The organism is Streptomyces sp. NPDC085946 (genome assembly GCF_044540485.1).
GTDB lineage: Bacteria > Actinomycetota > Actinomycetes > Streptomycetales > Streptomycetaceae > Streptomyces.
On sequence record NZ_JBITSF010000001.1, the window covers coordinates 561,280 to 584,659 of the forward strand.

The 23,380-nt window shown below is 73.8% G+C and carries 21 protein-coding genes; 13 read left to right on the forward strand and 8 right to left on the reverse strand.

The genetic code is table 11. From position 1 onward, the window contains the following. The first annotated feature begins 1 nt into the window (after nucleotide 1). The 3 genes from ACIF8T_RS02450 to ACIF8T_RS02460 all read left to right on the forward strand — a co-directional run bounded on the left by ACIF8T_RS02450 (nucleotide 2) and on the right by ACIF8T_RS02460 (nucleotide 3,082). Complete coding sequence (locus tag ACIF8T_RS02450) at nucleotides 2-1,246, forward strand: helix-turn-helix domain-containing protein (RefSeq protein ID WP_400030293.1); 1,245 nt, start codon at nucleotides 2-4, stop codon at nucleotides 1,244-1,246. A 211-nt stretch (nucleotides 1,247-1,457) separates the two neighbouring features. Further along, entirely contained in the window at nucleotides 1,458-2,231 is a 774-nt protein-coding gene (locus ACIF8T_RS02455; protein WP_400030295.1) for an IclR family transcriptional regulator, read from the forward strand. Further along, a complete protein-coding gene (locus ACIF8T_RS02460; RefSeq protein WP_400030297.1) occupies nucleotides 2,228-3,082 on the forward strand; it encodes an SMP-30/gluconolactonase/LRE family protein in 855 nt (284 codons plus the stop codon). The genes ACIF8T_RS02455 and ACIF8T_RS02460 overlap by 4 nt, the downstream gene beginning before the upstream one ends. 108 nt (nucleotides 3,083-3,190) lie before the next feature. Here the strand turns inward: ACIF8T_RS02460 and ACIF8T_RS02465 are convergent, their stop codons facing one another. Genes ACIF8T_RS02465 through ACIF8T_RS02475 form a run of 3 tightly spaced genes read right to left on the reverse strand, consistent with a single transcriptional unit; the run spans nucleotide 3,191 to nucleotide 6,472 of the window. Beyond that, complete coding sequence (locus ACIF8T_RS02465; protein ID WP_400030299.1) at nucleotides 3,191-4,591, reverse strand: FAD-dependent oxidoreductase; 1,401 nt, start codon at nucleotides 4,589-4,591, stop codon at nucleotides 3,191-3,193. Between the two features lie 19 nt (nucleotides 4,592-4,610). Continuing rightward, entirely contained in the window at nucleotides 4,611-5,867 is a 1,257-nt protein-coding gene (locus ACIF8T_RS02470; protein WP_400030301.1) for an MAB_1171c family putative transporter, read from the reverse strand. Then, nucleotides 5,864-6,472: a toxin-antitoxin system, toxin component family protein gene (locus tag ACIF8T_RS02475; RefSeq protein WP_400030303.1), complete on the reverse strand. Its 609-nt coding sequence runs from the start codon at nucleotides 6,470-6,472 to the stop codon at nucleotides 5,864-5,866. Before ACIF8T_RS02475 ends, ACIF8T_RS02470 begins: the two co-directional genes overlap by 4 nt. Before the next feature lie 268 nt (nucleotides 6,473-6,740). Here ACIF8T_RS02475 and ACIF8T_RS02480 point away from each other — a divergent pair, with 268 nt between their 5' ends. The 4 genes from ACIF8T_RS02480 to ACIF8T_RS02495 all read left to right on the forward strand — a co-directional run bounded on the left by ACIF8T_RS02480 (nucleotide 6,741) and on the right by ACIF8T_RS02495 (nucleotide 11,607). After that, nucleotides 6,741-8,099, forward strand: a complete 1,359-nt coding sequence (locus tag ACIF8T_RS02480; RefSeq protein ID WP_400030305.1) for an extracellular solute-binding protein — start codon at nucleotides 6,741-6,743, stop codon at nucleotides 8,097-8,099. Then, nucleotides 8,096-9,037 (forward strand): carbohydrate ABC transporter permease, encoded by a 942-nt coding sequence (locus tag ACIF8T_RS02485; protein ID WP_400030307.1) that lies wholly within the window; start codon nucleotides 8,096-8,098, stop codon nucleotides 9,035-9,037. Before ACIF8T_RS02480 ends, ACIF8T_RS02485 begins: the two co-directional genes overlap by 4 nt. Beyond that, entirely contained in the window at nucleotides 9,034-9,897 is an 864-nt protein-coding gene (locus tag ACIF8T_RS02490; RefSeq protein WP_400030309.1) for a carbohydrate ABC transporter permease, read from the forward strand. Before ACIF8T_RS02485 ends, ACIF8T_RS02490 begins: the two co-directional genes overlap by 4 nt. A 192-nt stretch (nucleotides 9,898-10,089) precedes the next feature. Further along, nucleotides 10,090-11,607 (forward strand): alpha-N-arabinofuranosidase, encoded by a 1,518-nt coding sequence (locus ACIF8T_RS02495; RefSeq protein WP_400030311.1) that lies wholly within the window; start codon nucleotides 10,090-10,092, stop codon nucleotides 11,605-11,607. A gap of 41 nt (nucleotides 11,608-11,648) precedes the next feature. Here the strand turns inward: ACIF8T_RS02495 and ACIF8T_RS02500 are convergent, their stop codons facing one another. After that, a complete protein-coding gene (locus tag ACIF8T_RS02500; protein WP_400030312.1) occupies nucleotides 11,649-14,405 on the reverse strand; it encodes a beta-galactosidase in 2,757 nt (918 codons plus the stop codon). A gap of 75 nt (nucleotides 14,406-14,480) precedes the next feature. On the opposite strand from ACIF8T_RS02500, the gene ACIF8T_RS02505 reads away from it, so the two are divergent. Next, nucleotides 14,481-14,939: an RrF2 family transcriptional regulator gene (locus tag ACIF8T_RS02505; protein ID WP_400030314.1), complete on the forward strand. Its 459-nt coding sequence runs from the start codon at nucleotides 14,481-14,483 to the stop codon at nucleotides 14,937-14,939. Between the two features lie 186 nt (nucleotides 14,940-15,125). After that, nucleotides 15,126-15,776 carry a DUF4360 domain-containing protein gene (locus tag ACIF8T_RS02510; protein ID WP_400030316.1) on the forward strand — a complete coding sequence of 217 codons (651 nt, stop codon included), beginning with the start codon at nucleotides 15,126-15,128 and terminating at the stop codon, nucleotides 15,774-15,776. 312 nt (nucleotides 15,777-16,088) lie between these two features. Here the strand turns inward: ACIF8T_RS02510 and ACIF8T_RS02515 are convergent, their stop codons facing one another. Continuing rightward, nucleotides 16,089-16,943, reverse strand: coding sequence for a helix-turn-helix domain-containing protein (locus ACIF8T_RS02515; protein ID WP_400030318.1), 855 nt, complete (start codon nucleotides 16,941-16,943; stop codon nucleotides 16,089-16,091). A gap of 203 nt (nucleotides 16,944-17,146) precedes the next feature. On the opposite strand from ACIF8T_RS02515, the gene ACIF8T_RS02520 reads away from it, so the two are divergent. Next, nucleotides 17,147-17,347 carry a hypothetical protein gene (locus tag ACIF8T_RS02520; RefSeq protein ID WP_400030320.1) on the forward strand — a complete coding sequence of 67 codons (201 nt, stop codon included), beginning with the start codon at nucleotides 17,147-17,149 and terminating at the stop codon, nucleotides 17,345-17,347. Between the two features lie 36 nt (nucleotides 17,348-17,383). Here the strand turns inward: ACIF8T_RS02520 and ACIF8T_RS02525 are convergent, their stop codons facing one another. Both ACIF8T_RS02525 and ACIF8T_RS02530 read right to left on the reverse strand, forming a co-directional pair. Next, nucleotides 17,384-17,566 carry a DUF397 domain-containing protein gene (locus ACIF8T_RS02525; protein WP_400030322.1) on the reverse strand — a complete coding sequence of 61 codons (183 nt, stop codon included), beginning with the start codon at nucleotides 17,564-17,566 and terminating at the stop codon, nucleotides 17,384-17,386. After that, nucleotides 17,563-18,399, reverse strand: a complete 837-nt coding sequence (locus tag ACIF8T_RS02530; protein ID WP_400030324.1) for a Scr1 family TA system antitoxin-like transcriptional regulator — start codon at nucleotides 18,397-18,399, stop codon at nucleotides 17,563-17,565. Before ACIF8T_RS02530 ends, ACIF8T_RS02525 begins: the two co-directional genes overlap by 4 nt. Before the next feature lie 130 nt (nucleotides 18,400-18,529). On the opposite strand from ACIF8T_RS02530, the gene ACIF8T_RS02535 reads away from it, so the two are divergent. The 3 genes from ACIF8T_RS02535 to ACIF8T_RS02545 all read left to right on the forward strand — a co-directional run bounded on the left by ACIF8T_RS02535 (nucleotide 18,530) and on the right by ACIF8T_RS02545 (nucleotide 21,542). Continuing rightward, entirely contained in the window at nucleotides 18,530-19,033 is a 504-nt protein-coding gene (locus ACIF8T_RS02535; RefSeq protein ID WP_400030326.1) for an ATP-binding protein, read from the forward strand. Nucleotides 19,034-19,128: 95 nt separating this feature from the next. Next, nucleotides 19,129-20,124 carry an arabinan endo-1,5-alpha-L-arabinosidase gene (locus tag ACIF8T_RS02540; protein ID WP_400030327.1) on the forward strand — a complete coding sequence of 332 codons (996 nt, stop codon included), beginning with the start codon at nucleotides 19,129-19,131 and terminating at the stop codon, nucleotides 20,122-20,124. Continuing rightward, nucleotides 20,106-21,542: a family 43 glycosylhydrolase gene (locus tag ACIF8T_RS02545; RefSeq protein ID WP_400030329.1), complete on the forward strand. Its 1,437-nt coding sequence runs from the start codon at nucleotides 20,106-20,108 to the stop codon at nucleotides 21,540-21,542. Before ACIF8T_RS02540 ends, ACIF8T_RS02545 begins: the two co-directional genes overlap by 19 nt. Before the next feature lie 44 nt (nucleotides 21,543-21,586). Here the strand turns inward: ACIF8T_RS02545 and ACIF8T_RS02550 are convergent, their stop codons facing one another. Next, nucleotides 21,587-23,311 carry a pyridoxal phosphate-dependent aminotransferase gene (locus tag ACIF8T_RS02550; RefSeq protein WP_400030331.1) on the reverse strand — a complete coding sequence of 575 codons (1,725 nt, stop codon included), beginning with the start codon at nucleotides 23,309-23,311 and terminating at the stop codon, nucleotides 21,587-21,589. Nucleotides 23,312-23,380 lie beyond the last annotated feature (69 nt).

Consider the following 23,380-nt stretch of genomic DNA (forward strand, 5'->3'; position numbering starts at 1 on the left):
GGTGACGGCGCGCACCGTCACGAGCCGCTCGGCCTGGCACGACGTGCCGCACCCGAAGGTGCGCCGGTTCACGCAGACCGCCCTGGCCGAGGCGCCCGGACTCGCCGAGGAGATCCTGCGCGAGATCCAGCGCGAGTACCCCCACCTGCCCGTCGTCCTCGACGACTCCGGCGAGCCGATGGCCCTGGTCGGCATCCGGCGCGCCATCGAGGTCTTCGTCCAGCACCTGGAGAAGGCCGACTTCTCCACCGGCCGGCCGACCGTGCCCCCCGGCGTCTTCCAGGACTTCGGCCGCGGCGAGGGCCTCAACGGCCGCTCGCTCGACGCGCTCCAGGCGATCTACCGCATGGGCGTCCGCATGGCCTGGCGCCGCTTCGCCGAGATCGGCCAGCGCGTGGAGATCCCGCCCCCGGCGATGTACGAACTGGTCGACGCGGGCTACGAGTACCTCGACGGCCTGGTCGACCAGTCCGTGCGCGGTTACGCCGAGGCCGCGGCCCGGCAGGCCGGCGAACGGCTGCGGCTGCAGCGCCGCCTGGTGGAACTGCTGCTCACCGAGCACCACCGCGGCGACCCCTCCGACGCGCTGGCCGAACGGGCCGCCCGGATCGGCTGGCCGCTGCCCGCCCGGGTCGCGGTGGGCGTGCTGCTGCGCCCGGCGCGGGAGGCGGTGGCCCCCGCGGTGGGGCAGGGGGTGCTGCTCGACATGGAGTACGAGCAGCCGCGCATGATCGTCCCCGAACCGGACGCCGCGGGCCGCCCCGAACTGCTGCACCGCGCCCTGACCGGCTGGTCCGGCGCGATCGGACCTCCCGTCCCGCCGGCCGCCGCGGCGAAGTCGTTGCGCTGGGCGGAGGCGGCGGTACGGCTGATGGAACGGGGCCTGCTGCCGTCCGGGGAGGTGCTGCACTGCACCGAGCACACCGAGGCACTGGTGCTGCTGCAGCCCGAGGAGCTGATCGACGCCCTCGCGCTGCGCTGCCTGGCGCCCCTGTCCCACTGCGGCCCCGCCCACGGCCGCCGCCTCGCCGAGACCCTCCTGGCCTGGCTGGAGACCCGCGGCGGCGCCCCCGAGGTCGCGGCCCGCCTCGGCGTCCACCCCCAGACGGTCCGCTACCGCCTACGCCAGATCCGCGACCTCTTCGGCCCCCAGATCGACGACCCGGACCGCCGCTTCGAGCTCGAGATGGTGCTGCGGGCGCAGCGGTTGCGGGGGGAGCTGGGGGATCCCCGCGCGCGGCGGTGACGGAGCGCGGCCGGCCGGGGGCCGCGGGCGGGGTCCGGCCGGGCACCACGAGCCGGGTCCGGCGGGCACCACGAGCCGGGTCCGGCCGGGCGTCCGGCCGGACCCGGCCATTGCCCGTGCCCGCCCTCTCTGTCTAGCCTGTGTTCGTCATGCCGATCGCCTGTTGAAATTTCGAACGCAGGCGCTGAGACACACAGGGAGGGGACCGGACGTGGGACGCCTCGTACCAGCCGTGACCCGGGCTCTCGACATTCTCGAGCTCTTCCTCGACGGGGACGGGACGCTCTCCGCGCCCGACATCGTGCGCAGGCTCCAGCTGCCGCGCACCACCGTGCACGAGCTGGTGACCACGCTCGCCGCGCGCAAGTACATCGTCCCCGTGCCCGGCCAGCCCGGACGCTACCGGCTCGGCGTGCGCCCCTACCAGCTCGGGGCCCGGTACGCCGAGCGGCTCGACCTCGCCGCCGAGGGGCAGCAGGTCGCCCGGTCGGTCGCCGAGACCTGCGACGAGACCGTGCACGTGGCGATCCTCGAGGACACCGACGTCATCTACATCGCCAAGGTGGACTCCACGCACGCCGTGCGGATGGTGTCGGCGGCCGGCCGCCGGCTGCCCGCGCACTGCACCTCCGTCGGCAAGATGCTGCTGGCCTCCCTCCCCGAGCAGGAGCTCGCCGCCCGTATCCCCGACGGCGCCGAGCTGCCCGCGATGACTGCGAACAGCATCACCGACCCGGCCGCCCTGCGCGAGACCCTGGCGCGGATCCGGCAGCGCGGCATCGCCGTGGAGAACCGCGAGTCCAACCCGGACGTGAGCTGCGTGGCCGCCCCGGTCCGGGACCGGACCGGCCAGGTGGTCGCGGCCCTGTCCATCTCCGTCCCCATGATCCGCTGGAGCGAGGAGCGCCGGGCCGAGCTGGAGCAGCTCGCCGCCAAGGGCGCTGCGGAGCTGTCCGAGCGGCTCGGCCACCGGAGCGCGGCATGACGGCGACGAGGGCGTACGAGGTCGCGGTCCGCGCGCAGGCGGCCCTCGGCGAGGGACCGACCTGGGACGCGGCGGCGGGCCGGCTGCTGTGGATCGACATCCTGGGATCCCGGGTGCACACCTACGACCCGGTCTCGGGGCGCCGGACGGTCCGCGGCACGGACCAGCACGTCGGGGCGGTCAAGCCGCGCGCGGGCGGCGGACTGGTGCTGAACCTCCGCGACGGCGTGGCCCTGCTGGACGACGACGGCACCTTCCGCTGGCTGCACCGCGACCCCGTGCCCGGCCGCCGCGCCAACGACGCCGCCGTCGCCCCCGACGGCGCGCTGTGGGCCGGCACCATGCGCTACGACGAGGCCCCCGGCGGCGGCACGCTGTCCCGGATCACCGGCGACGGCACGGTCGAGCCGGTGCTCGGTGACGTGACGGTCAGCAACGGCACCGGGTGGAGCCCCGACGGCCGGCTGATGTACTACATCGACACGCCGACCCGCCGCATCGACGTCTTCGACCACGCGGACGGCCGGGTGTCCGACCGGCGGACCCTGGCCCGCGTCGAGGACGGCGCCGGGTTCCCCGACGGCCTCACCGTGGACGCCGACGGGTGCGTGTGGGTGGCCCTGTGGGACGGCGCTGCGCTGCGCCGCTACACGCCGGACGGCGTACTGGACCGCGTGATCGAGCTGCCGGTGCCGCGCGTGACGGCCTGCGCCTTCGGGGGCCCGGACCTGACCGACCTCTACGTCACGACGGCCCGGGTGGGCCTGGACGCGCCGCACCCGCTGGCGGGCTCCCTGCTGGTGGTGCCGGGAGCCGGGAAGGGGCTGGCGCAGCCGGCGTTCGCGGGCTGACCGCGCGGCGCGGGCGGCGGGCCGCGCGGCCCGCCGCCGGGTCCGCCCCTGCCGGGAGGCGGACGCACGCCCCCGGGGGCCGGCCGCGCGAGCCCGGCCCGGCGGCCGCTACACCAGCCCGGCCGCCTTCCTCTCCGCCTCCGTCAGCGGGGGCCCGTCCAGCGCCGGCTTGAGCGGCCCGACCGCCGCCGCCACCAGCACGCTCGGCGCCAGCAGCGCCTCCGGGCCCCGCTCCAGCGAGGTCACGTCCGTGACCCGCCGGGCGATGCGGCCGTTCCCGGTGGCGGTCAGCAGCAGGCGGTCCACGTACGCGGCCGTCAGCCGCTCCCGCAGCGTCGGCCCGTGCTCCGTCGCGCCGGGGAAGAAGACGTCCTGCCCGGCGGCGAGGTCCCAGGCCGGGCCCACCGGCCGTGCCACGGCCCGCTGGACGCGCCGCGACGCCCGGGGCCGGTCCCGGCCGCCCGCCGAACGGCGCAGCGCCTCCCGCAGGGCCAGCGCGCTGCGCGCGGCGACCGACATCCCGTGCCCGTAGACCGGGTTGAAGGCGGCGAGCGCGTCGCCGAGGACGACCAGGTTGTCCGGCCAGGCCGGCATCCGCTCGTAGAAGTGGCGGCGGTTCGCGGTGGTCCTGGTGAACGCCACGTCGGTCAGCGCCTCCGCCCGGCAGATCAGCTCGGCGATCAGCGGATGCCGCAGCTCGGTGCGGGCGTAGCGCTCGAAGTCCGCGGCGTCCGCGGACGGTTCGCCCCCGCGCGTGCCGAACAGGGTGACCAGCCACCCGCCGTCCTCCACGGGCAGCAGCACCCCGCCCCGCCCGGGCCGGCCGGACCGCGGGTCGGGCTGCACGTTGACCACCGGGAAGCCGTCCCGGGCCGCCGCCGGCGCGCGGTAGAGCCGGCTGGCGTACGCCAGCCCCGCGTCGACCTCCCGCCGCTCGGGCTCCGGCAGCCCCAGCTCGGCCAGCCACCGCGGCATGCGGGAGCCGCGGCCGGTGGCGTCGACGACCAGGCCGGCCCGCAGGACCCGCACGGTACCGTCGCGCAGCCGCACCCGTACGCCCGTCACCGCCGCGGCGGTGCCCTCCAGGCCCAGCGCCTCGGCCCGTTCCACCAGCTCGATCCGCTCGTCGGCGCGGACCCGCGCCCGTACGGTGGCGTCCAGCACGTCCCGGGTGCACAGCAGCATGAAGTGCGACTCGGCCCACCGCCGGTACCAGCCCTGCGGTGACAGCGCCACCATGTCCGTGGTGACGGGCAGCCGGTGCGCGCCCGCCCGCCGCAGCTCGCCGGTGACGCCGGGGACCAGCTCCTCCAGGGCGCGCACCCCGCCCGACCACAGCTGGTGGACGTGGCGGGCCTGCGGCAGGCCCCTGCGCGGCTCCGGCCCGGCGGGCAGCGCGTCGCGCTCCACCACCGTGACCCGCCCGGCGACGCCGACGAGGGCGCGGGCGGCGAGCAGGCCCGCGAGGGAGCCGCCGAGGACGACGGCGGTGGCGGGGCGTTCACTCATGGGCGGGGTCGCTCTCTGTTCAACGGCTCTGTTCCTCGACGGCTCTTCGGGCGCCGGGCGGGCCTTCGCCGCCCGGCGCGGCCGCCCGGGCGCGCACCGCGGCGATCTCGTCGGGGCGGCGCAGGGCCCGGGAGACGGCCCCGATCTCCTGGAGCAGGTCGGCGGTGTCCAGACCGCCGTCGCCGTCGGCGTCCGGCGTCCGCCGTCCGGCCTCGACGGCGTCCAGGACGGCCACCGCGTCGGCGAGCGCCTTGGCCCGGCCCGGCTCGTGGCCCAGCTCCAGCGCGGCGGCGTGCGCCCGCCGCCGCGTGTCGTCGTCGACGTGCCGGGCCAGCGGGAGGAGCACGTCGCGGATGAACGTCTCCCGGCGGATCAGCCGCAGCTCCGGGCCGGCGCGCAGCACGAACGGCACGCCGGAGCCGTTGACGGACTGCATCAGCAGGTACAGGGGCCGCAGTTCGCGGTGGGCGAGCCGGATGCGCCGGCGTTCGCTCAGGTACTGGCCGGCGTGCGGGAGGATGAAGCCCACCGCGATGAGGAGGGCGGACAGGCAGGCGACGAGCGGCGCGAGGTCGGTGCTCAGCCAGTCCAGGTCGTGCCCGGTCCAGCGGGCCGCGACGGCGGTCAGCTTGGCCGCGTCGAAGACCAGGTTGATCGCGTAGCCGACGCCGAGGGACTTCAGGCCCCAGCGCAGCCAGGCGTCGAGCCCGTCGGTGCGCACCCAGTTCCAGATCAGCCGGGACGTGATGAGCACGGCCACGGTGTGGGCGGTCAGGTAGAGCAGGATCTCCTCGCGCATGAAGGGCGTGGTGGCGTAGTACGTGTCCAGGTCGCGCAGCCGCTCCACGGGCGCGTCCGCGAGGAGGAACAGCACCCACAGGGCGACGATCACCCCCGAGTAGCCGCAGACGACCCAGCGCATCGCGCGGCGGGTGGCCGCGGAGCGTTCGGACAGGCCGTTGCGCCAGGCGATGATCAGCAGCAGGCAGGACCCGCAGAACGCGGTGAGCAGCGAATAGCACCAGGGCGCGGAGATGTTGGGCACGCCGGCGAGGCGGTTGACGCGGGCGATCGTCGACGGGGCGCAGAACACGAAGACGAGGCAGGCGAGCAGCAGCAGGCCGCCCACCGCGCGCAGCAGCGGGTCCCGCCACAGCCGCACGATGGTGGGCAGTTTGATCAGCAGGGCGACGGTGAGGACCGCGGCCGGCACCCAGAAGGAGATGGAGAACTCGCCGAGGAGCGCGGAGGGCGTGAGCGCCGGTCGGGTCGTCACCGCTCGGCCCCGCCGCGCGGCCGGTAGCCCAGGGAGCGCTGCACGGGCCCGGCGGCCGTGCCGGTGCCGGGCCGCGCCCCCACCCAGGGCCGGAACACGGCGGCCAGCCGGTGCCCGAAGTCGTCGGCCTCGGCCTCGTCCCGCTCACGGGAGCCGTTGCGCGCGGCCACGGCCAGCGCGGCCTCCCGCCAGCCGGCCTCGCCGGCCAGCGCCCGCGCGGCCGCCGCCCCGCCGGCGTGGTGGTGGTCGTGACCGACGTACAGATGCCACAACTCGTGTCCCAGGATGACCAGTTGCTGCACCGCCTCGGCCCGCTGCTCGACGATGACCAGGTCGAAGTCGTGGAACTCCACCCACAGGCCGGTCACCTGGAGCTCGTCGGGGAAGCGCTCGAAGCGCAGCTCGACCGGGCGCCCGCCGCGGCGCGCGCTCATCTCCTCGCACAGCGCCCGGCACAGCGCCCGTACGCCGTCCGGCGGCCGGGGCCTGGCCCGGACCGCCGCGGCCAGGTCGGCGGCCAGCCGGCGCATGGCCGCGCCGTTCCGCGAACGCCGGAGCGCCCCGGCGACCCGGGCCCCGGCCGTGCGCGCGCCCCCGATGTCCATTCGCACCCCCCTGGCCCCGGCCGTCGGCGGCCTGTTCGAGCCTACGTGGCGACAACCGGTCGCATCATGCCATCCGGCGGCCGGAGTTCGGCCAGGTCCGGCCACCGCTTTTCGGAAGCCGGCTGTGCATTCTGTCCGAACCATTGACGCGCACACGCTTCGAACCTACGGTCCCGTTCGAAGTTACGGGCGCCTGTCGAAATATCGAACGCGCCCGACGCGTCACAGCACACCCCGATCACTGGACACCGAACAGTTAGGGCAGGGCATGGGACGACCTGGCCTGAATCGCAGGCAGCTTCTGGGCGGGCTCACGGGACTGTCCGTCGCCGGCAGCTTCGGCTTCGCCGCCCTCGGGACCGGCGCCGACGCACTGGCCTCCGACGCCGACACGCGGGTGCGGTACTGGAACCTCTTCAGCGGCGGCGACGGCTACAACATGATCGCGATGCTGGACTCCTTCCGTGAGGAGCATCCCGGCATCGCGGTGAAGGACTCCACGCTCCAGTGGGGCAGCCCCTTCTACACCAAGCTGGCCATGGCGGCGGCGGGCAACCGCGCCCCCGACCTCGGCGTCATGCACCTGGGCCGGGTCCCGGGCTTCTCGCCCGGCCGGCTCCTGGACCCCTGGGACGTCGACCTGCTCGCCCGGTACGGCGTGCGGGAGGCGGACTTCAACCCCGAGCTGTGGAAGCGCGCCGTCATCGACGGCCGGCTCTACGCCCTCCCGCTCGACATCCACGTCCAGCTCTGCTTCTACCGCAAGGACGTGCTGAAGAAAGCGGGGCTGCTCGGCGCCGACGGGCGGATGGTGCCCGTCACCTCGCCCGACGACTGGTTCGACGTGCTCGAGGAGGCCAGGAAGGCCACGAAGAAGGGGCTCCAGACCATCGGCCTGTGGCACAACGACCAGAACTTCCAGTGGTGGTTCTTCGTCGCCTTCTACACCCAGCTCGGCGGCACCTGGTTCGACGACGCCCGCACCGAGGTCACCTTCGACACCGGCAAGGCCGTGCAGGTCCTGGAGTTCCTGCGCCGGCACGTCACCGACGGCTACGCCGACCCCGCCTTCGGCGGCGGCGCGGGCGCCGAGCAGTTCGTCAACGGCTCGCCCTTCGCGTGGGAGGGCAACTGGTCGGTGCCGGTCTTCTCCGGGGCGAAGCTCGACTACGGCGCCGCCCCCCTGCCGCCGGTCTTCGGCAGGCAGGCCACCCACGCCGAGTCGCACTCCTTCGTCCTGCCCCACCAGGCGGAGCGCGGCGGAGCCGCCGACGAGGCCGCCCACCGGCTCGCCGCCTACATCGTGCGGCACGCCCAGCAGTGGGCGGGCGGCGGCCACATCCCCGCCTACACGCCCACCCTGTCCACGCAGGCGTACAAGGACCTCGACCCGCAGAGCGAGTACGCCTCGGCGATGGACCACCAGGCCACCGAGCCGAAGGTGTGGTTCGCCGGGTCCACCGGCCTGCTCGCCCAGCGCATCGGCCCCGTCGTCGTCTCCTCCACGACGGGCTCCGCCCGGCCGGAGGCCGCCGCCCGCCGGATGAAGGGCGTGCTCACCCAACTGCTCGGCACGGCCAACCCCATGGACGGCAGGACCGCCGCGCAGGGAGGTGCGGCCGCATGACGACGACCGGCGCAGAGACCGTCATCGCACCGGCCCGCGCGCGGACCGCCGCGCCGAGTGCCGCCGTCCGCCGCGGGCAGGGCTTCCAGCACGGCGGCTGGTTCGTCGCCCCGTTCCTCGCGCTGTTCGCGCTGTTCGTGATCTGGCCGCTGCTGCGCGGCGTCTACCTCAGCTTCACGGACGCCAACATCTCCGGCGACGGCGCGGGCTTCGTCGGCCTCGACAACTACCGCGAGGCCCTGCGGGACCGGCTGATGTGGGACGCGCTCGGCCACAGCGCGTACTTCACGCTCCTGGTCGTGCCCTGCATCACCGTCCTCGCCTTCCTCCTGGCGATGCTCGCCCACCACATCGAGCGCGGCAAGTGGCTGTGGCGGCTGTGCTTCTTCGCCCCGTTCCTGCTGCCCTCCACGGTCGCGGGCAACCTGTGGCAGTGGCTGTTCAACCCCGGCACCGGCATGGTCAACCACGTCCTCGGCCTCGAGACGCCCTGGCTCACCGACAAGGCGTACGCCATGCTCGCCGTCGTCGTCTGCACCCTGTGGTGGACGGTCGGCTTCAGCTTCCTGCTCTACCTCGCCGCGCTCCAGGGCATCCCCGGGCACCTGTACGAGGCCGCCAAGCTGGACGGCGCCAACGCCTGGCACCGCACGGTGCACATCACGCTGCCGATGCTGCGCCACATCACCGGCCTCGTCGTCGCCCTGCAGATCCTCGCCTCGCTCCAGGTCTTCGACCAGGCCGTGGTGATGATGGACTTCTCGCCGGGCCCCGAGGAGTCGACCCGGACGTTCGTGCAGTTCACCCTCGAAGAGGGCTTCACCAGCTACCGCGTGGGCTACGCCTCCGCGATCTCCATCATCTTCTTCGTGCTCATCGCGGCCGTCGCCCTCGCGCGGATGTGGCTGCTGCGCAACCGTGAGGAGGGCGGCCGATGACCACCGCCGCACAGCAGGTCCGCGTCAGGCCCCGCCGGGCGTGGACGCCCGGCCAGATCGTCCTCACCCTGCTCGGCACCGCCGTCTCCGCGGTGTTCCTCGCCCCGCTCGCCTGGGCGCTGTTCACCTCGCTGAAGTCGGAGACCGAGGCCGTCGAGGTGCCGCCGCACTGGCTGCCCGAGGAGTGGACCGGCCAGGCCTGGTCGGCGATCTTCGAGACCGGCAACATCACCGGCTGGTTCGTCAACTCGCTGGTCGTCTCCGTGTGCGTGACCGCCGTCGTGCTGACCGTCGCCGCGCTCGCCGGATACGGCTTCGCCCGCACCGAGTTCCGCGGCAAGAACCTCCTGCTGGGCCTGGTGATGGCGGGCCTGATGATCTCCCCGGCGGTGCTCGGCGTCCCGCTGTTCACCACGGTCCAGCAGATGGGCATGGTCGACACCTACTGGGGCATGATCCTGCCGCAGTGCGCGCCCGCCGCGATGGTCTACATCCTCTACAAGTTCTTCCAGGGCATCCCGCGCGAACTGGAGGAGGCCGCCTTCATCGACGGCGCGGGCCGCTGGCGGGTCTTCCTCACCATCGTGGTGCCGCTCGCCCGGCCCTCGCTCGCCGCGGTCGGCATCTTCACCTTCATCGCGTCGTGGAACAACTTCCTGTGGCCGTACATGGTCACCAACAACCCCGACCTGATGACCATGCCGAACGGCATCGCGACCGTCATGAACTCCTACGGCATCCAGTGGGCCCAGCTCATGGCCGGCGGCCTCATGGCGGGCCTGCCGCTGATCGTCGTCTTCGTCTTCTTCCAGCGGCAGATCGTGGCGGGCGTCGCCCACACGGGACTGGCGGGGCAGTGACCGTGCGCGGCGCCCTTGCTGCGACGCCGGGGACGACGGCACCCCCGAGCCGGGCCTCGACGCCCTGACCCGGACGAAGGACGGCCGGCCGGCCCTGCGCCAGGGGCGCGGGGAACCGCGCGCCCCGCCACGGCCGGCCCGCACACGCCCACGCACCCACGCCACCCGCCCCACCCACTCCGAAAGGCGACCATGCACGACACCGCCCGTTTCACGCTCGACCCCGCCTTCACCGTCGGCACGGTCGACCCCAGGCTCTTCGGCTCCTTCGTCGAACACCTCGGCCGCTGCGTGTACACCGGCATCTTCGAACCGGACCACCCCACCGCCGACGAGGACGGCGTCCGCCGGGACGTCCTGGACCTCGTCCGCGAACTCGGCGTCACCGCCGTGCGCTACCCCGGCGGCAACTTCGTCTCCGGCTACAAGTGGGAGGACTCCGTCGGCCCGGCCGAGGAGCGCCCCCACCGCCTGGACCTGGCCTGGCACTCCACCGAGACCAACCGCTTCGGCCTGTCCGAGTACATCGCCTTCCTGAGGAAGATCGGCCCGCAGGCCGAGCCGATGATGGCGGTCAACCTCGGCACGCGCGGGGTCGCCGAGGCCCTCGAACTCCAGGAGTACGCCAACCACCCCTCCGGCACGGCCCTGTCGGACCTGCGGGCGGCGCACGGCGACAAGGACCCCTTCGGCATCCGGCTGTGGTGCCTGGGCAACGAGATGGACGGCCCCTGGCAGACCGGCCACAAGACCGCCGAGGAGTACGGCCGCATCGCCGCCGAGACCGCCCGCGCCATGCGCCAGATCGACCCGGGCGTCGAACTGGTCGCCTGCGGCTCCTCCGGACAGTCCATGCCCACCTTCGCCGCGTGGGAGGCGACGGTCCTGGCGGAGACGTACGACCTGGTCGACTACATCTCCCTGCACGCCTACTACGAGCCGGTCGACGGCGACGTCGACTCCTTCCTCGCCTCCGCGGTCGACATGGAGTCCTTCATCGAGAACGTCGTCGCCACCTGCGACCACGTCGGGGCGCGGCTGAAGTCGAAGAAGAGGATCAACCTCTCCTTCGACGAGTGGAACGTCTGGTACCTGTCCCGCTGGCAGGAGCGGGCCACGACGTTCGCGCCGGACGACTGGCCGCAGGCACCGCGCCTGCTGGAGGACAACTACAGCGTCACCGACGCGGTCGTCTTCGGCTCGCTGCTCATCGCCCTGCTCCGGCACGCCGACCGCGTCACGGTCGCCTGCCTCGCGCAGCTCGTCAACGTCATCGCCCCGATCATGACCGAGCCCGGCGGCCCGGCCTGGCGGCAGACCACGTTCTTCCCGTTCGCGCAGGCGTCCCGGTACGGCCGCGGCGAGGTCCTCGACGTCCGCGTGGACTCGCCGACGTACGACACCGAACGGTACGGCGAGGCCGACCTGCTGCACGCCACCGCGGTGCGCGCCGAGGACGGCTCGGTCACCGTCTTCGCCGTCAACCGCAGCCGCACCGCGCCGCTGCCGCTCGAAGTCGCCCTGCCCGCACTGGGGTTGACGCGGGTCGTCGAGCACAGCGCGCTCGCGGACGCCGACCCCGACGCCCGCAACACGCTCGACGAGCCGGAGCGGGTCGCCCCGCACCCGGTCGGGGGCACGGCCCTGCGGGACGGCACGCTGACCGCCGTCCTGGAGCCGCTGTCCTGGAACGTGATCCGGCTCGCCTGACCGCCCGCGCGGGGGAGGGGGACCGGGACCCGGCCCCCTCCTCACCGCCCGGGCGCGTCGACCGGTTCCACCGGCACGCCGCCGGCCGCCGCGGACAGCACGGTCAGGCGGACGTCCGCCGGGCCGGCCGGGGAGGACCCGTCGGACAGCACCGCGAGGGCGAGGGTGTTCTCGCCCCGGGTGCGCAGGATCCCGTTCGGCAGGACGAAGGTGTGCTGCGGGCCCACGTCGTTGACGTACTGGCCCATGTTCCAGCCGTTGAGGAAGACCTGGGCGCGGTAGGCGCGCTCCGGGTCGTCGCCGAGGACGAGCCCCAGCGAGGCGTCGACGCCCGGGTCGACGTCCAGCCGGAACCGCGTCCGGTACCAGGTCACGCCCTGCCGCCGGTCGGCGCGCGGCAGCTCCGCCTCCTGCCAGTCCCGGTCGTCGTGGCCCGGCAGGTGCCAGCCCGCGCGCTCCCCGTACAGCCCGCCGTGGTTCATCGGGCCGCGCACCGGGTCGGGCTCCGCCGCGCCGCGCAGCCGCCAGGCGACCCGGGGGGAGGCGCCGGCGAAGCGCACGGCGGCCAGTCCGCGGACCGGCCGGGAGAGGTCGCCGCCCCGGTCGTCCGCGCCGCGCTGCATGGGCCGCACCAGCACGGACAGCACGTGCCGGCCGCGCCGTGCGGCGCCGGCGCGCTCGCCGCGCGGCGGCGCGGGCAGCGGGAAGGAGGTCGTGGCGGTCCAGACGGCCCGGTCCGCGGTGCCCTCGTCCGGCACCGGCATGCGGTGGGTGCCCAGCGGGCGCCCGTCCAGCCAGGCCATCAGCAAGCCCTGCGTGCCGGTGGTGTACTCGAAGGACACCGACTCCACGCCCCGCGCGCCGGTGAACTCGCCCCGGTACCAGACGTCGCCGTGGAAGCAGCCGTACGCGTCGGCGAACAGCACGGGCCGCCCGCCGGGCGCGGCCGTGCGGTCGGCGGGCGTCCAGCCGGAGTCGTCGAAGTCCGGTGCCGACTCCGGGTTCTCGGTCCGCCGCCGCCAGCCGCCGAGCGCGGGGAGCTCCGGCACGGACACGCCCGGGATCGGCCGCTCGGCCAGCAGGCTGCCGGAGGCGCTGATCCTGGTGCGCACCGGCCGCCCGTTCCACGTCACGTCGGTGAGGCCGGGCGGCCCCCACACCTCCAGGCCGGTCTCGGCGACCGTGTCACCGGTCAGGTGCACGGTGGAACCGCGCAGGACGGCGCCGCGCAGCAGGGCCGGGCCGTAGACCAGCAGCGCGCCGGACGGCGTCTCGTACGGCCACAGCCGCACGGCCGTCGGGTCGTCGGCGAACAGCAGCAGCAGGGGGCGTTCGTCGTCGCCGCCCTCGACCCGCACCCGGCTCAGCCCGCCCGCGCCCAGCGGGGCCGTCACGTGCAGCCGGCCGTCGGCGTACGACCACCCGGGCTCCGCGTCCAGTCGGGTCGTGACCGGCTCCGCCTCGCAGTCCAGCACGACCTGCGCCATCTCCCCGCCGCGGCCCGTGAACACGGCGATGTCCTGCCGCCCGGCGGCCAGGGACAGCATGGGCTGCGCGGTGGCGTACGCCAGCCGCCGCCGGCCCAGCCGCAGCCCGGCGGCGATCAGCTTGGCGTCCCGCGCCGCCACCGGCACCGGCACGTCGATCCCGGTGCCCGGCAGCGTGGCGGAGAGGGCCTCGTCGGAGTCGTTGCGCAGGACGTAGACGTGGGCACCGGTGTCGGGGTTGGTCAGGTGACGGACCGTCAGCCGCGGGTCCGGCGCGGCCACTTCCGCCGCCCGGTCCAGTTTCGCCAGGTCCGGTACGTGGCGCAGCAGGTGGCCGAGCTGGTGCAGCGGGACGAGCCCGGCCGCCGGGGTGCGCGCCTCGCCGAGCGCCGCGCCGCGGTCGTACGACGTGTAGGCGCCCGGGGCCGGCAGCCAGCCCCAGGAGGTGCCGCCGAAGGCCAGGGAGACCCGGCGGGGCGGGCCGCCGGCGAGGTCGGCCAGGCGGGTGCGGCGCTCGTGGGCCGCATCCCGGGTCCGCCGCAGCGGGCCGTAGCCCTGCCCGCCCCACGGGTCGGCCCGGCCGTCGTCGCCGCGCAGCCGGGCGGCGGACAGCAGGGGGACCTCGATGCCGTCGGCGCGGGCCCTGCGCCGCAGCCGCTCCAGGTAGGCGTCCGCGCCGGGCGCGTCCTCGGTCCGGTAGAGCAGGACCGTGCCCGTGCCCCGGGTGAACTGGTGCCGGGCCGCGACGGCGTGGACGGCGGACAGCCACGCCTCGGCGTGCCGGAGGTAGGCCGGGTCGGTGGTGCGGGCCCGGCCCCCCGTGGCGGTCAGCCAGCCGGGCAGGCCGCCGCGGTCGAGGTCGGCGCCGAGGTACGGGCCGGGCCGCAGGACGACGTACAGGCCGGTCTCGGCGGCCGTGCGCAGCAGCAGGTCCAGGTCGCGCACGCCGGTGAAGTCGTGCTCGCCGGGGGCGGGGGAGTGGTGGTTCCAGGCGACGGGCAGGTCCACCGCGTTGTAGCCGTGGGCGCGCATCTTCTGCAGCACGTCCCGCCACAGGGACGGGCTCGGCAGCCGGAAGAAGTGCATCTCGCCCGGCCACAGCACCAGGCGCCGGCCGTCGACGAGCAGCGAGTACCGGTCGAACGCGATCTCGTGCCGCTCGCCGTCCGCGCGGGGCGGGGCGGGCGGCGGACCCGTGGGCGCGATGCGCGGCGCGCCCGCGGAGGTCGCCGCCCTGCCGCTGCCGGTCAGCGCGAGGCCGAGCGTCGCCGTGCCGGCGAGTGCGGTGAACATCCGCCTGCTGAGCTCCAAGGGAGCGCCTCCTGTGGTGCCTGAGGTGAGGGGTGCCGGTGGGCCATTGTCTACGGCGCGGCCCACAATGGTCATATGAGGATCTCTGCGCGCGCGGACTACGCGGTACGGGCGGTGCTGGAACTGGCCGTCCGGCAGGGCCGGGACCCGGTGAAGGCGGAGGCCGTCGCGGCCGCGCAGGAGATCCCGTACAAGTTCCTGGAGGGCATCCTCGGCGATCTGCGGCGCGGCGGCATCGTCGACAGCCGGCGCGGCGGGGGCGGCGGGTACCGGCTGGCGCGGGAGGCGTCGGCGATCACGGTGGCGGACGTGATCCGGGCGGTGGACGGCCCGATCGTGTCCGTGCGCGGCGAGCGTCCCACCGGCCTGTCCTACACGGGCACCGCCGAGCCGCTGCTGCCGCTGTGGATCGCGCTGCGGGCCAACGTGCGCCGCATCCTGGAGGGCGTCACGGTCGCCGACCTCGCGGCGGACGCGCTGCCGGAGCAGGTGCGGCGGCTGGCGGCGGAACCGGCCGCCTGGGAGAACCCGTAGCGGGCCGCCGCCGAATGGCCGGAGAAGCACCTGGCCGCCCGCCGGGCCGCTGCGTACGATGCGACCGCTCCCGGCCTTCACGGATCCTTCATCTCTTCGTCACGGACGGGACGCGACGGGCTGCTCTTTGGCATGCCCATGACTGTTCTGCACCGTCCACCCCCCACGGCACGGAAGGGGAGAACCATGGCCGCCGGCCTGCTCCTGAGCGGCGCGATCGCCGCGCTCCTCGGCACCGCACTGCCCGCACAGCCCCCGTCCTCCGGGTTCGTCGACCCGCCCCCGGACAAGATCGTCATCAAGGTCGCCACGGTGAACGGCTCGGGCTGCCCGCAGGGCACCACCGCGATCGCCGTCTCCGAGGACAACACCGCCTTCACGGTGACCTACAGCGACTACCTCGCCCAGGCGGGCGGCGGCTCCGACCCCACCGCCTTCCGCAAGAACTGCCAGCTCAACCTGGTCGTCCACGTCCCGCAGGGCTTCACCTACGCCATCGCCAGCGCCGACTACCGGGGCTTCGCCGCCCTCCAGCCCGGCGCGAGCGCCACCCAGCGGGCCTCGTACTACTTCCAGGGCTCCTCGAACACGGCGTTCCGCAACCACCCCCTCGGCGGCCCCTACAACGACAACTGGCAGGCGAGCGACACCACCGACTGGGCCCAACTGGTCTGGGCCCCCTGCGGAGTCCAGCGCAACTTCAACATCAACACGGAGCTGCGGGTGAACGCCGGCACGCAGTCGGCCGACAAGGTCAGCTTCATGACCATGGACTCCATCGACGGCGACATCAGCACGGTGTACCACCTGGCGTGGAAGGAGTGCCCGGAGTCCTGACGGGCGAGGGGCGCGGCCTGCACCGGCGGTCACCCGCGGGCGGGCCGCGTCGCCCCGGTGGGCGCACACGGTCGTGGAGCCGGTGAGCCCCACACCGATGAAGAGGAAGAAGGCCCCGAGCCGCCAGTTCTCGGCCCCCTCCTCGGACAGGCAGCCGTCGCGGGGCCCGGCCGGGTCGTGAAGGACTTCGACGGGATCACCCGGGTGCGGGCCGACGCCGCTGTGCGCGTAGCTCCGTTCGCCCCGCCTGCCCTCCGGAGTCACGAACGAGCAGGTGATGCACAGGGCGTCGCCGCGCTTGCAAGAAGGCGCCTAATGCCGTGTCAGATACACGTCCAAGGGCTCCAACGCCCCCCACGCCTGGTCGAAGCTGGCCGCGAAGTACCGCAGGAACACACTGCCCTCGACGCTGAAGCCCTTGAGCTGCTGGCGGCCGACGCCGGAGAAGGAGAGGTAGCTGACGGTGTCGTCGATGAGCCCCATGTTGTACCAGCCGAACGAGGCGGCCCAGGGCATGACGCGGGCCTCGTAGGCGTAGATGTCGGCGATCTCGGCCTGGTGTTCCCGCAGCCAGGCCAGGTTGGCCGCCTTCGGCACGCCGCCCACCTCCGGCACGCCGATGACGCGCCGGACGCTGGCGGACTCCGCCGAGTGGCTCCTGGCCCAGTCGAGCACGGTCCTGTAGTAGGCGTCGGCTTCCGCGGCGCCCCACTGGCCGGGCGGGTGCAGGCGCACGTAGGTGAGCCGGATCTCGGAGCGGGCCCTGCGGATGCCGTCGGCCGCGGCGCGGTAGAAGGCGGGCGGGTCCGGATAGTGCACCATCGTCAGGTGCGCGGTGTCCCCGGCCGACGGCCCGGCGGCGAGATGGTACGGCGGCATCCCGGTGCCCGGCCCCTCGCGCCGCAGGACGTCCAGCTCCGTCCTGGTCGCGCGCCACACCTCCCGCCAGTGCTCCCAGTCGCCGCCCAGCGCGACGACCAGGCGGTGGGTGACCGTCTCGCTGGGCAGCCGTCGCCCGTTGAGCGCCTCGGACACGGTCGCCTGGCTGCACTGCGCCCGCGCCGCGATCGTCTTGATCTGCGGCTCGCCGGCGGAGATGCGCAACCGGCGCAACTGGGCGGCGAACCGCCGCACGGGCGGCGCGGCGGCATGCGACGAGGTGTCCACGGTCCCCCCGGTTGACCAGCGCGGGCACGGCGAGCGTCATCATGGCACCGCCCCCGGCACCGCCGCGGACTTTCGGTGAACTTCAGTGAATCACGCGGTTCTCGGGTGAAGTTCGGCGTAGCGGGACTTTCCTGGACGCCCGGTCCGGCGGCTGGTCGAATGAACGGCATTGCGATCCCACCGAATGGAGGAGGCGAGGGGCCATGCCGTTTTCCCTCAGGGGTGTGCTGCACCGTCATTACGCGACGTTCCTGGCCGTTCTGGTGACCGGCGTCGTTCTGATCGCCGCGGGGGGAGGAGCCTCCGAGTCCACCGCGCTGTACGTCGAGTGCCTGCTGGGCGTGGCCGGTCTGCTGGCCGGTTACGTCCTCACGCCGCCCGCCCCGCCCGCCGACCCCCGGTAGCCGTGCGGGCCGCCCGCCCGGCGGGCGGCCCGAGGGTCACTCGGCGAGGTGGCCGAGGAAGTCGGTCCAAGCGATGGGGGAGAGGGTGAGGCGGGGGCCGTGCCTGTCCTTGGAGTCGCGGACGTGGACGGTGGCAGGGGCGAGGGCGACCTCCACGCAGTCGCCGGAGCCGCTGCTGCTGTACGTGGACTTGAACCAGGCCAGTTCGCTGGTGCTCATAGGTCTCCTCGCATCCGCCGCAACAGGCTCACGGAGTCGTCAAGGGAAAGAGCCTGTGCACGCATCCTGGCATACCGCCTCTGGAGCACGCTGACCACCTTGCGATCGGTGATCAACTGACCGCTCTGCTGACCTTCGATGTAGGCGAACCACTGGTTCTCCGGAGTCTCCAGCAATTGCAGCGGCCCATGCAGTCCCGCATGCGACTCCCGCACCAGCGGCATGACCTGGATCTCGACGTTCCGCAGTTCCGCGATCTCCAGTACGTGGTCGATGAGTTCCCGCGTGGCGTCCGTGCCGCCCGTGCGCCGCTGGAACAGGTGCTCTTCGAGAATGAAGCTGAAGGCGGTGTTCGTGCGCTCCTGCAACAGCCGTTGCCGCTCGGCGCGCGCTGCCCACTGCGCCTCGATCTGCTCATCGTCCAGCGGGGGCAACTCGTCGACGAACAGCTGGCGCGCGTACGCCTCCGTCTGCAGCAGCCCCGGAACCAGCCGGCACTCGTACGTGCACAGGGTGATGGCCAGCGCCTCCAATCGGGCCCAGTGCCGGAACCAGGCCGCCAGCCCCGGCTGGCGCTCCAGGCGCCCCGCCGCCTTGCGAAGCGCCCCCGTGACCCCCAGCGCCTCCTCCGCCCGCTCCACGAAGATCGGATCCGGCATCCGCCGCCCCAACTCCACCGAAGCCACCGTGTGTTTGGAGAAGCGGACCAGTTCTCCGAACTCCTCCCTGCTCAGCCCCGCATGCTCGCGCAGGCCCTGGACCACCGCCCCGAACGTCCGCAGGCTGTCGGAGGACTCCGGTTCGCCGCCCGTTCCCGTCACGCCATCGACCACTGTCGGTCACCTCCCGCAGGCATGGTCACGGGTGGTCACCGGTACTGTCCAGCGCGTGACCGCGTACGCTGCCGCGGCGTACGCGCCTCCGACCTGGTGAAGTGCCGGTCCGGGCCGTCAGATTGGGCGCATGACAGCACCATCCGCCGCCCGGCGACCGGTTACCGTACGTGTGTTCACCCTGCGTCTCAGCGCCACCCCGCGCGGCGCCCGCCTCGCCCGGCTCCTCGCGGCGACGCAGTTGCACGCGTGGGGCATCCCGCACGGCTCCGACGTCTGCGACAGGACCGCGGCGGTCGTCGCCGAGCTCGCCGCCAACGCCGTGACCCACGGCCGCGTGCCCGGCCGGGACTTCGAGCTGCGGCTCTCCCTCGTCGTCGGGAGCGTCCGCGTCGAGGTCACCAACACCCGTGCCGAAAGCCGCCCGCCGGCACCCGGGGCCGTACGCCCCCCGCACCCCCTCGACGAACACGGCCGCGGGCTGGTCGTCGTCGGCGCGCTCGCCGACCGCTGGGAGGTGCTGGACCGCGAACCGCCGCGCAAGACCGTCCGCGCCGAGATCGACGTGCCCGGGCGGTTGTCCCCGGCGAAGGGCGGGGCGCCGGTCGACGGCCGGGGCTGCGCGAACCATTGACGCGCACGTGGTTCGATTCTACGGTCCGTTCGAACTTGCGAGCGCTGTCCGGTATTTCGGACGGCCGTCTCTCCCCACCGCAAGGAGGACCCCGCATGAGCCGCACCTCCCGCGCCCCCCGCACGTCGCGCGCCAGGACCGCCCTGCTCGCGCTCCCCGCCGCCGCCCTGCTCGCCCTGGTGCCGACCACGGCGTCGGCGTACCCCAACCCGGGGACCGTCACCGGCTCCGTCGTCACCCACGACCCGACGATGATCCGCACCTCGTCCGGGCAGTACCTGCTCTACGCCACCGGCGGCGGCATCGCCGCCAAGACGTCCGCGAACCGGATCGCGTTCAGCGCCGGTGCCGACGCCTTCTCCAGCCGCCCGGGCTGGTGGTCGACGTACTCCTCCGTCCCGGAGGCCTGGGCGCCGGACATCTCGTACCAGGGCGGCAAGTACCTGATGTACTACTCCGTCTCCAAGTTCGGCTCGAACACCTCGGCCATCGGGCTCGCGGGCTCGACCACGGGCCTGCCGGGCAGCTGGAGCGACTACGGCATCGTCTACACCTCGAACTCGTCCAGCGACTACAACGCCATCGACCCCAACCTGTTCGTCGACGGCGACGGCAAGTGGTGGCTGTCCTTCGGCAGCTGGTGGACCGGGATCAAGATGATCCAGATCAACCCCTCCACCGGGAAGCAGCTCTCCTCGAACACCACCCGCTACTCCCTCGCCTCCCGCCCCACCGGGACGAAGGCCGTCGAGGCGCCGTTCGTCGTCAAACGGAACGGCTACTACTACCTGTTCGCCTCGTACGACACCTGCTGCGCCGGCACCGGCTCCACGTACAAGGTCAAGGTCGGCCGCGCCACCTCCGTCACCGGGCCGTACCGCGACAAGAACGGCGTGGCGATGACGAACAACGGCGGCACGCCGGTGCTGGAGTCGCACGGCAGCGTCATCGGCCCGGGCGGCCAGTCGATCCTCAAGGACACCGACGGCGACCTGATCGTCTACCACTACTACGACGGCAACGACGGCGGCACCCCCAAGCTCGGCATCAACCTCCTGAACTGGAGCAGCGGATGGCCCGTCGCCTACTGACCCTGCTGGCCGCGCTGGTCTGCGTCCTCGCCCTGGGGCAGACCCCCGCCGGCGCCGCCTCGTTCGCCAACCCCGTCAAGGCGGTCAAGGGCGCCGACCCCTGGATCTCGTACCACGACGGCCACTACTACCTGGTGACGACGAGCTGGACCGACGTCATCACCGTCCGCAAGTCCGCCACCCTCGCCGGGCTCGCCACCGCGCCGAGCGTGCAGGTGTGGAAGGGCGACGCCGCCTCCCGGTGCTGCAACATCTGGGCGCCGGAGCTGCACCACGTGAACGGGCGCTGGTACCTGTACTACACCGCCGGGCAGAACGTCGCCGACTACAACCCGACCCAGCGCAGCCACGTGCTGGAGAGCGCCGGTTCCGATCCGATGGGGCCGTACACCTACAAGGGGCAGCTCAACAGCGCGTGGATGCTGGACGCGAGCCTGCTGAACGCGGGCGGCCGGCTGTACGCGCTGGGCAGCGCGATCACCGGCGGCACGCAGAACCTCGTCATCGCGCCGATGTCCGGTCCGTACACGGTCAGCGGCCCGTACACGACGATCTCCACGCCGACGTACGACTGGGAACGGCAGGGCGGGACCGTCAACGAGGGCCCCGAGGTGCTGCAACGGGGCGGGCGGACCTTCCTGATCTACTCCGCCAGCGGCTGCTGGACGCCCGACTACAAACTCGGGCAGCTCGAACTGACCGGCTCCGACCCGCTGTCGGCGTCCTCCTGGACGAAGAAACCCACGCCCGTCTTCCAGCGCAGTGACGCGAACGGGGTCTACGGACCCGGGCACAACGGCTTCTTCACCTCCCCGGACGGCCGGGAGAGCTGGATCGTCTACCACGCCAACGACGGCGCGGGGGAGGGCTGCGACAACGGGCGGACGACCCGGGCGCAGAAGTTCACCTGGAACGCCGACGGCACCCCGAACCTGGGGACGCCCGTCCGGCTCGGGGCCTCCCTGACCGGACCCTCCGGGGAGCCCGCCGGCGTCTCCGCCACGTACACCCTCACCAACCGCGCCAGCGGCAAGTGCCTGGAGGTGACCGGCGGTTCGGCCGCCGACGGCGCGAACGTCGCCCAGTACGCCTGCAACGGCGGCGCCCACCAGCGATGGCGGCTGGAGGACCTCGGCGACGACACCCACCGGCTCGTCAACGCCGCCACCGGCAAGGTGCTGGACACGGAGAACTGCTCCGGCGCCGACGGGGCGGACCTGCGGCAATGGTCCTGGCTGGACAACACCTGCCAGCGGTTCCGGTTCGTCGCCACCGACGGCGGGTTCGTCCGGATCGTCAACCAGGCCACCGGCAAGGTCGCCGACGTGGCGGACTGCTCCACCGCCGACGGCGCCGACGTACGCCAGTGGACCTGGCTGAACAACGGGTGCCAGCAGTGGAGGCCGAACCCGGTGTAGGACGCGGGGCGGGAGCCCGGGCGGCCCGCCGTCCCGGGGGCCGCTCAGCCCGCCTGGCTCATGCCCGCCGCGTCCGGCCAGTTCTGCCGGGTGTCCGGCCGGCCCTCCTGGCCCGGCCAGCCGGTCGCCGGGGCCGTGGACAGTGCCTGCGCGCCCGCCGCCGGACCCGTCATGCCCCGGACCTGGGCGGCGGTGAGGCCGCCGCGCGCGGGGACGCCCGGCGGGGTGGGGCCGGTGGCCACCGGGAGCGGCGCGGGCATCGGCGCCTGCGCCGCGGGCGCGAACGGCTGTGCCGCGGGCGCGAACGGCTGCGCCGGGAACGGGGCGGCGGGCGCCAGGGGCGGGGCCGGGTCCTGGGCCGCCGGAGCGAGCGGCGGGGCCGCCGCCGGGAGGGGCTGCGGGGCGGGCTGGGGCGCCGTCGGCACCGGCATCCCGCCGGCCGCGGCCGCCGGGGCGGCGGACGCGGCGGCGGGGAGCGGCATGCCGGTGCCGGCGGCCGGGGCGGTGAGCCCCGGGACACCGGCACCGGCGGCCTGGGCGGCGAGGTCCCGCATGCCGGACCCGTTGGTCTGGCTCACCAGGCGGTCCACCGCCGCCGTGCCCGAGCTGTAGCCGGTCCCGGTGGCCGGCCCGGGCACGGCGGCTCCCCTCCTGGACGCCCCGTAGAGCACCTGTTCCAGGCCGGCCACCAGGCGACGCACGTCGACCTGGGGGCGCACCACGAGACGCAGGAAGCGGCTGGACGAACCGATCTTGTTGCCGCACTCGCGGACCAGGATCCGGTGCTCGGTGAGCAGCCGGTCCCGGACCACGGTGCCCTCGGCGCCCACGGGGAGGCGCACGAAGAGGAAGTTGCCCTGGGAGGGGTAGACGGTCAGCCCGGGCAGCGCGGAGAGCTGGCTCGCCATCTCCAGGCGGTCGCGCCGCACCTGCAGCAGGCTCTGCGCGTACTCGGCGCCGTGCTCCTTCAGCATGAACACCACGTGCTCGGCGAAGGAGTTGAGGTTCCACTTCGGCAGCATGGAGCGGACCCGGCCGGCCAGCGCCGGGTTGGCGACCAGGTAGCCGAAGCGGATGCCGTGCAGGCCGAAGTTCTTGCCGAGGCTGCGCAGCACGATGACGTTGGGCCGCAGCATCGCCTCCTGGACGACGCTGGGTTCGGCCTCGGCGTCGGCGAACTCCAGGAACGACTCGTCGATCACGACCAGGTCCAGGTCGGCCATCGCGTCCATGAACTGCACGAGCGCGTGCCGGTGCAGGAAGCCGCCGTCGGGGTTGTTCGGGTTGCAGACGACGGCCACCCGGGTCCCCCGGGCCCGGATGAACTCGGCGTACTGCGCCAGGTCGAGCGCGAAGCCGCTGGACTCCTGCAACGGGAACATGTCGACCCGCTTGCCGGTCTCCATCGGCTGGTCGGTCCAGCGGCCGAAGGTGGGGACGGGGACGGCGAGGGACTCGCGGACCAGCAGGTGGTCGATCCAGGTGATCAGCTCGGTGGAGCCGTTGCCCATCGCGACGCACTGCGGCGGCAGCTGGAGCAGGCCGCACAGCTCGGCCGTGATCGTGTCGGCGCCCGACGGGTAGTACGTGATGATGTCCCGCAGCCGGCCCGCCATCTCGTCGAACATGGCCGGGGTCGGGAAGTAGGGGTTGCACGGGATGCAGAAGTCCACCGGCCCGGCCCCGTCCCCGCCCTCTCGCGTCAGCGCCGCCATCGACGGGCTGTGCGCCGCGGTGCTGCGGAACAGCGAGGTGACGTTGTCGGCCATGGAACCTCCGTCTCTGGGCGGCCCGCGCGGGGGAGCGCGGGCCGCCCCTTCATACGGAGACGGCCGGAG

Excerpts from the sequence above, each read along its gene's own strand:
- ACIF8T_RS02535 (WP_400030326.1), top strand. The coding sequence starts at position 18,530 with ATGACAGCACCATCCGCCGCCCGGCGACCGGTTACCGTACGTGTGTTC.
- ACIF8T_RS02510 (WP_400030316.1), top strand. The coding sequence starts at position 15,126 with ATGGCCGCCGGCCTGCTCCTGAGCGGCGCGATCGCCGCGCTCCTCGGC.
- ACIF8T_RS02520 (WP_400030320.1), top strand. The coding sequence starts at position 17,147 with ATGCCGTTTTCCCTCAGGGGTGTGCTGCACCGTCATTACGCGACGTTC.
- ACIF8T_RS02490 (WP_400030309.1), top strand. The coding sequence starts at position 9,034 with ATGACCACCGCCGCACAGCAGGTCCGCGTCAGGCCCCGCCGGGCGTGG.
- ACIF8T_RS02460 (WP_400030297.1), top strand. The coding sequence starts at position 2,228 with ATGACGGCGACGAGGGCGTACGAGGTCGCGGTCCGCGCGCAGGCGGCC.
- ACIF8T_RS02465 (WP_400030299.1), bottom strand. The coding sequence starts at position 4,591 with ATGAGTGAACGCCCCGCCACCGCCGTCGTCCTCGGCGGCTCCCTCGCG.
- ACIF8T_RS02495 (WP_400030311.1), top strand. The coding sequence starts at position 10,090 with ATGCACGACACCGCCCGTTTCACGCTCGACCCCGCCTTCACCGTCGGC.
- ACIF8T_RS02550 (WP_400030331.1), bottom strand. The coding sequence starts at position 23,311 with ATGGCCGACAACGTCACCTCGCTGTTCCGCAGCACCGCGGCGCACAGC.
- ACIF8T_RS02545 (WP_400030329.1), top strand. The coding sequence starts at position 20,106 with ATGGCCCGTCGCCTACTGACCCTGCTGGCCGCGCTGGTCTGCGTCCTC.
- ACIF8T_RS02540 (WP_400030327.1), top strand. The coding sequence starts at position 19,129 with ATGAGCCGCACCTCCCGCGCCCCCCGCACGTCGCGCGCCAGGACCGCC.
- ACIF8T_RS02475 (WP_400030303.1), bottom strand. The coding sequence starts at position 6,472 with ATGGACATCGGGGGCGCGCGCACGGCCGGGGCCCGGGTCGCCGGGGCG.
- ACIF8T_RS02505 (WP_400030314.1), top strand. The coding sequence starts at position 14,481 with ATGAGGATCTCTGCGCGCGCGGACTACGCGGTACGGGCGGTGCTGGAA.
- ACIF8T_RS02480 (WP_400030305.1), top strand. The coding sequence starts at position 6,741 with ATGGGACGACCTGGCCTGAATCGCAGGCAGCTTCTGGGCGGGCTCACG.
- ACIF8T_RS02525 (WP_400030322.1), bottom strand. The coding sequence starts at position 17,566 with ATGAGCACCAGCGAACTGGCCTGGTTCAAGTCCACGTACAGCAGCAGC.
- ACIF8T_RS02485 (WP_400030307.1), top strand. The coding sequence starts at position 8,096 with ATGACGACGACCGGCGCAGAGACCGTCATCGCACCGGCCCGCGCGCGG.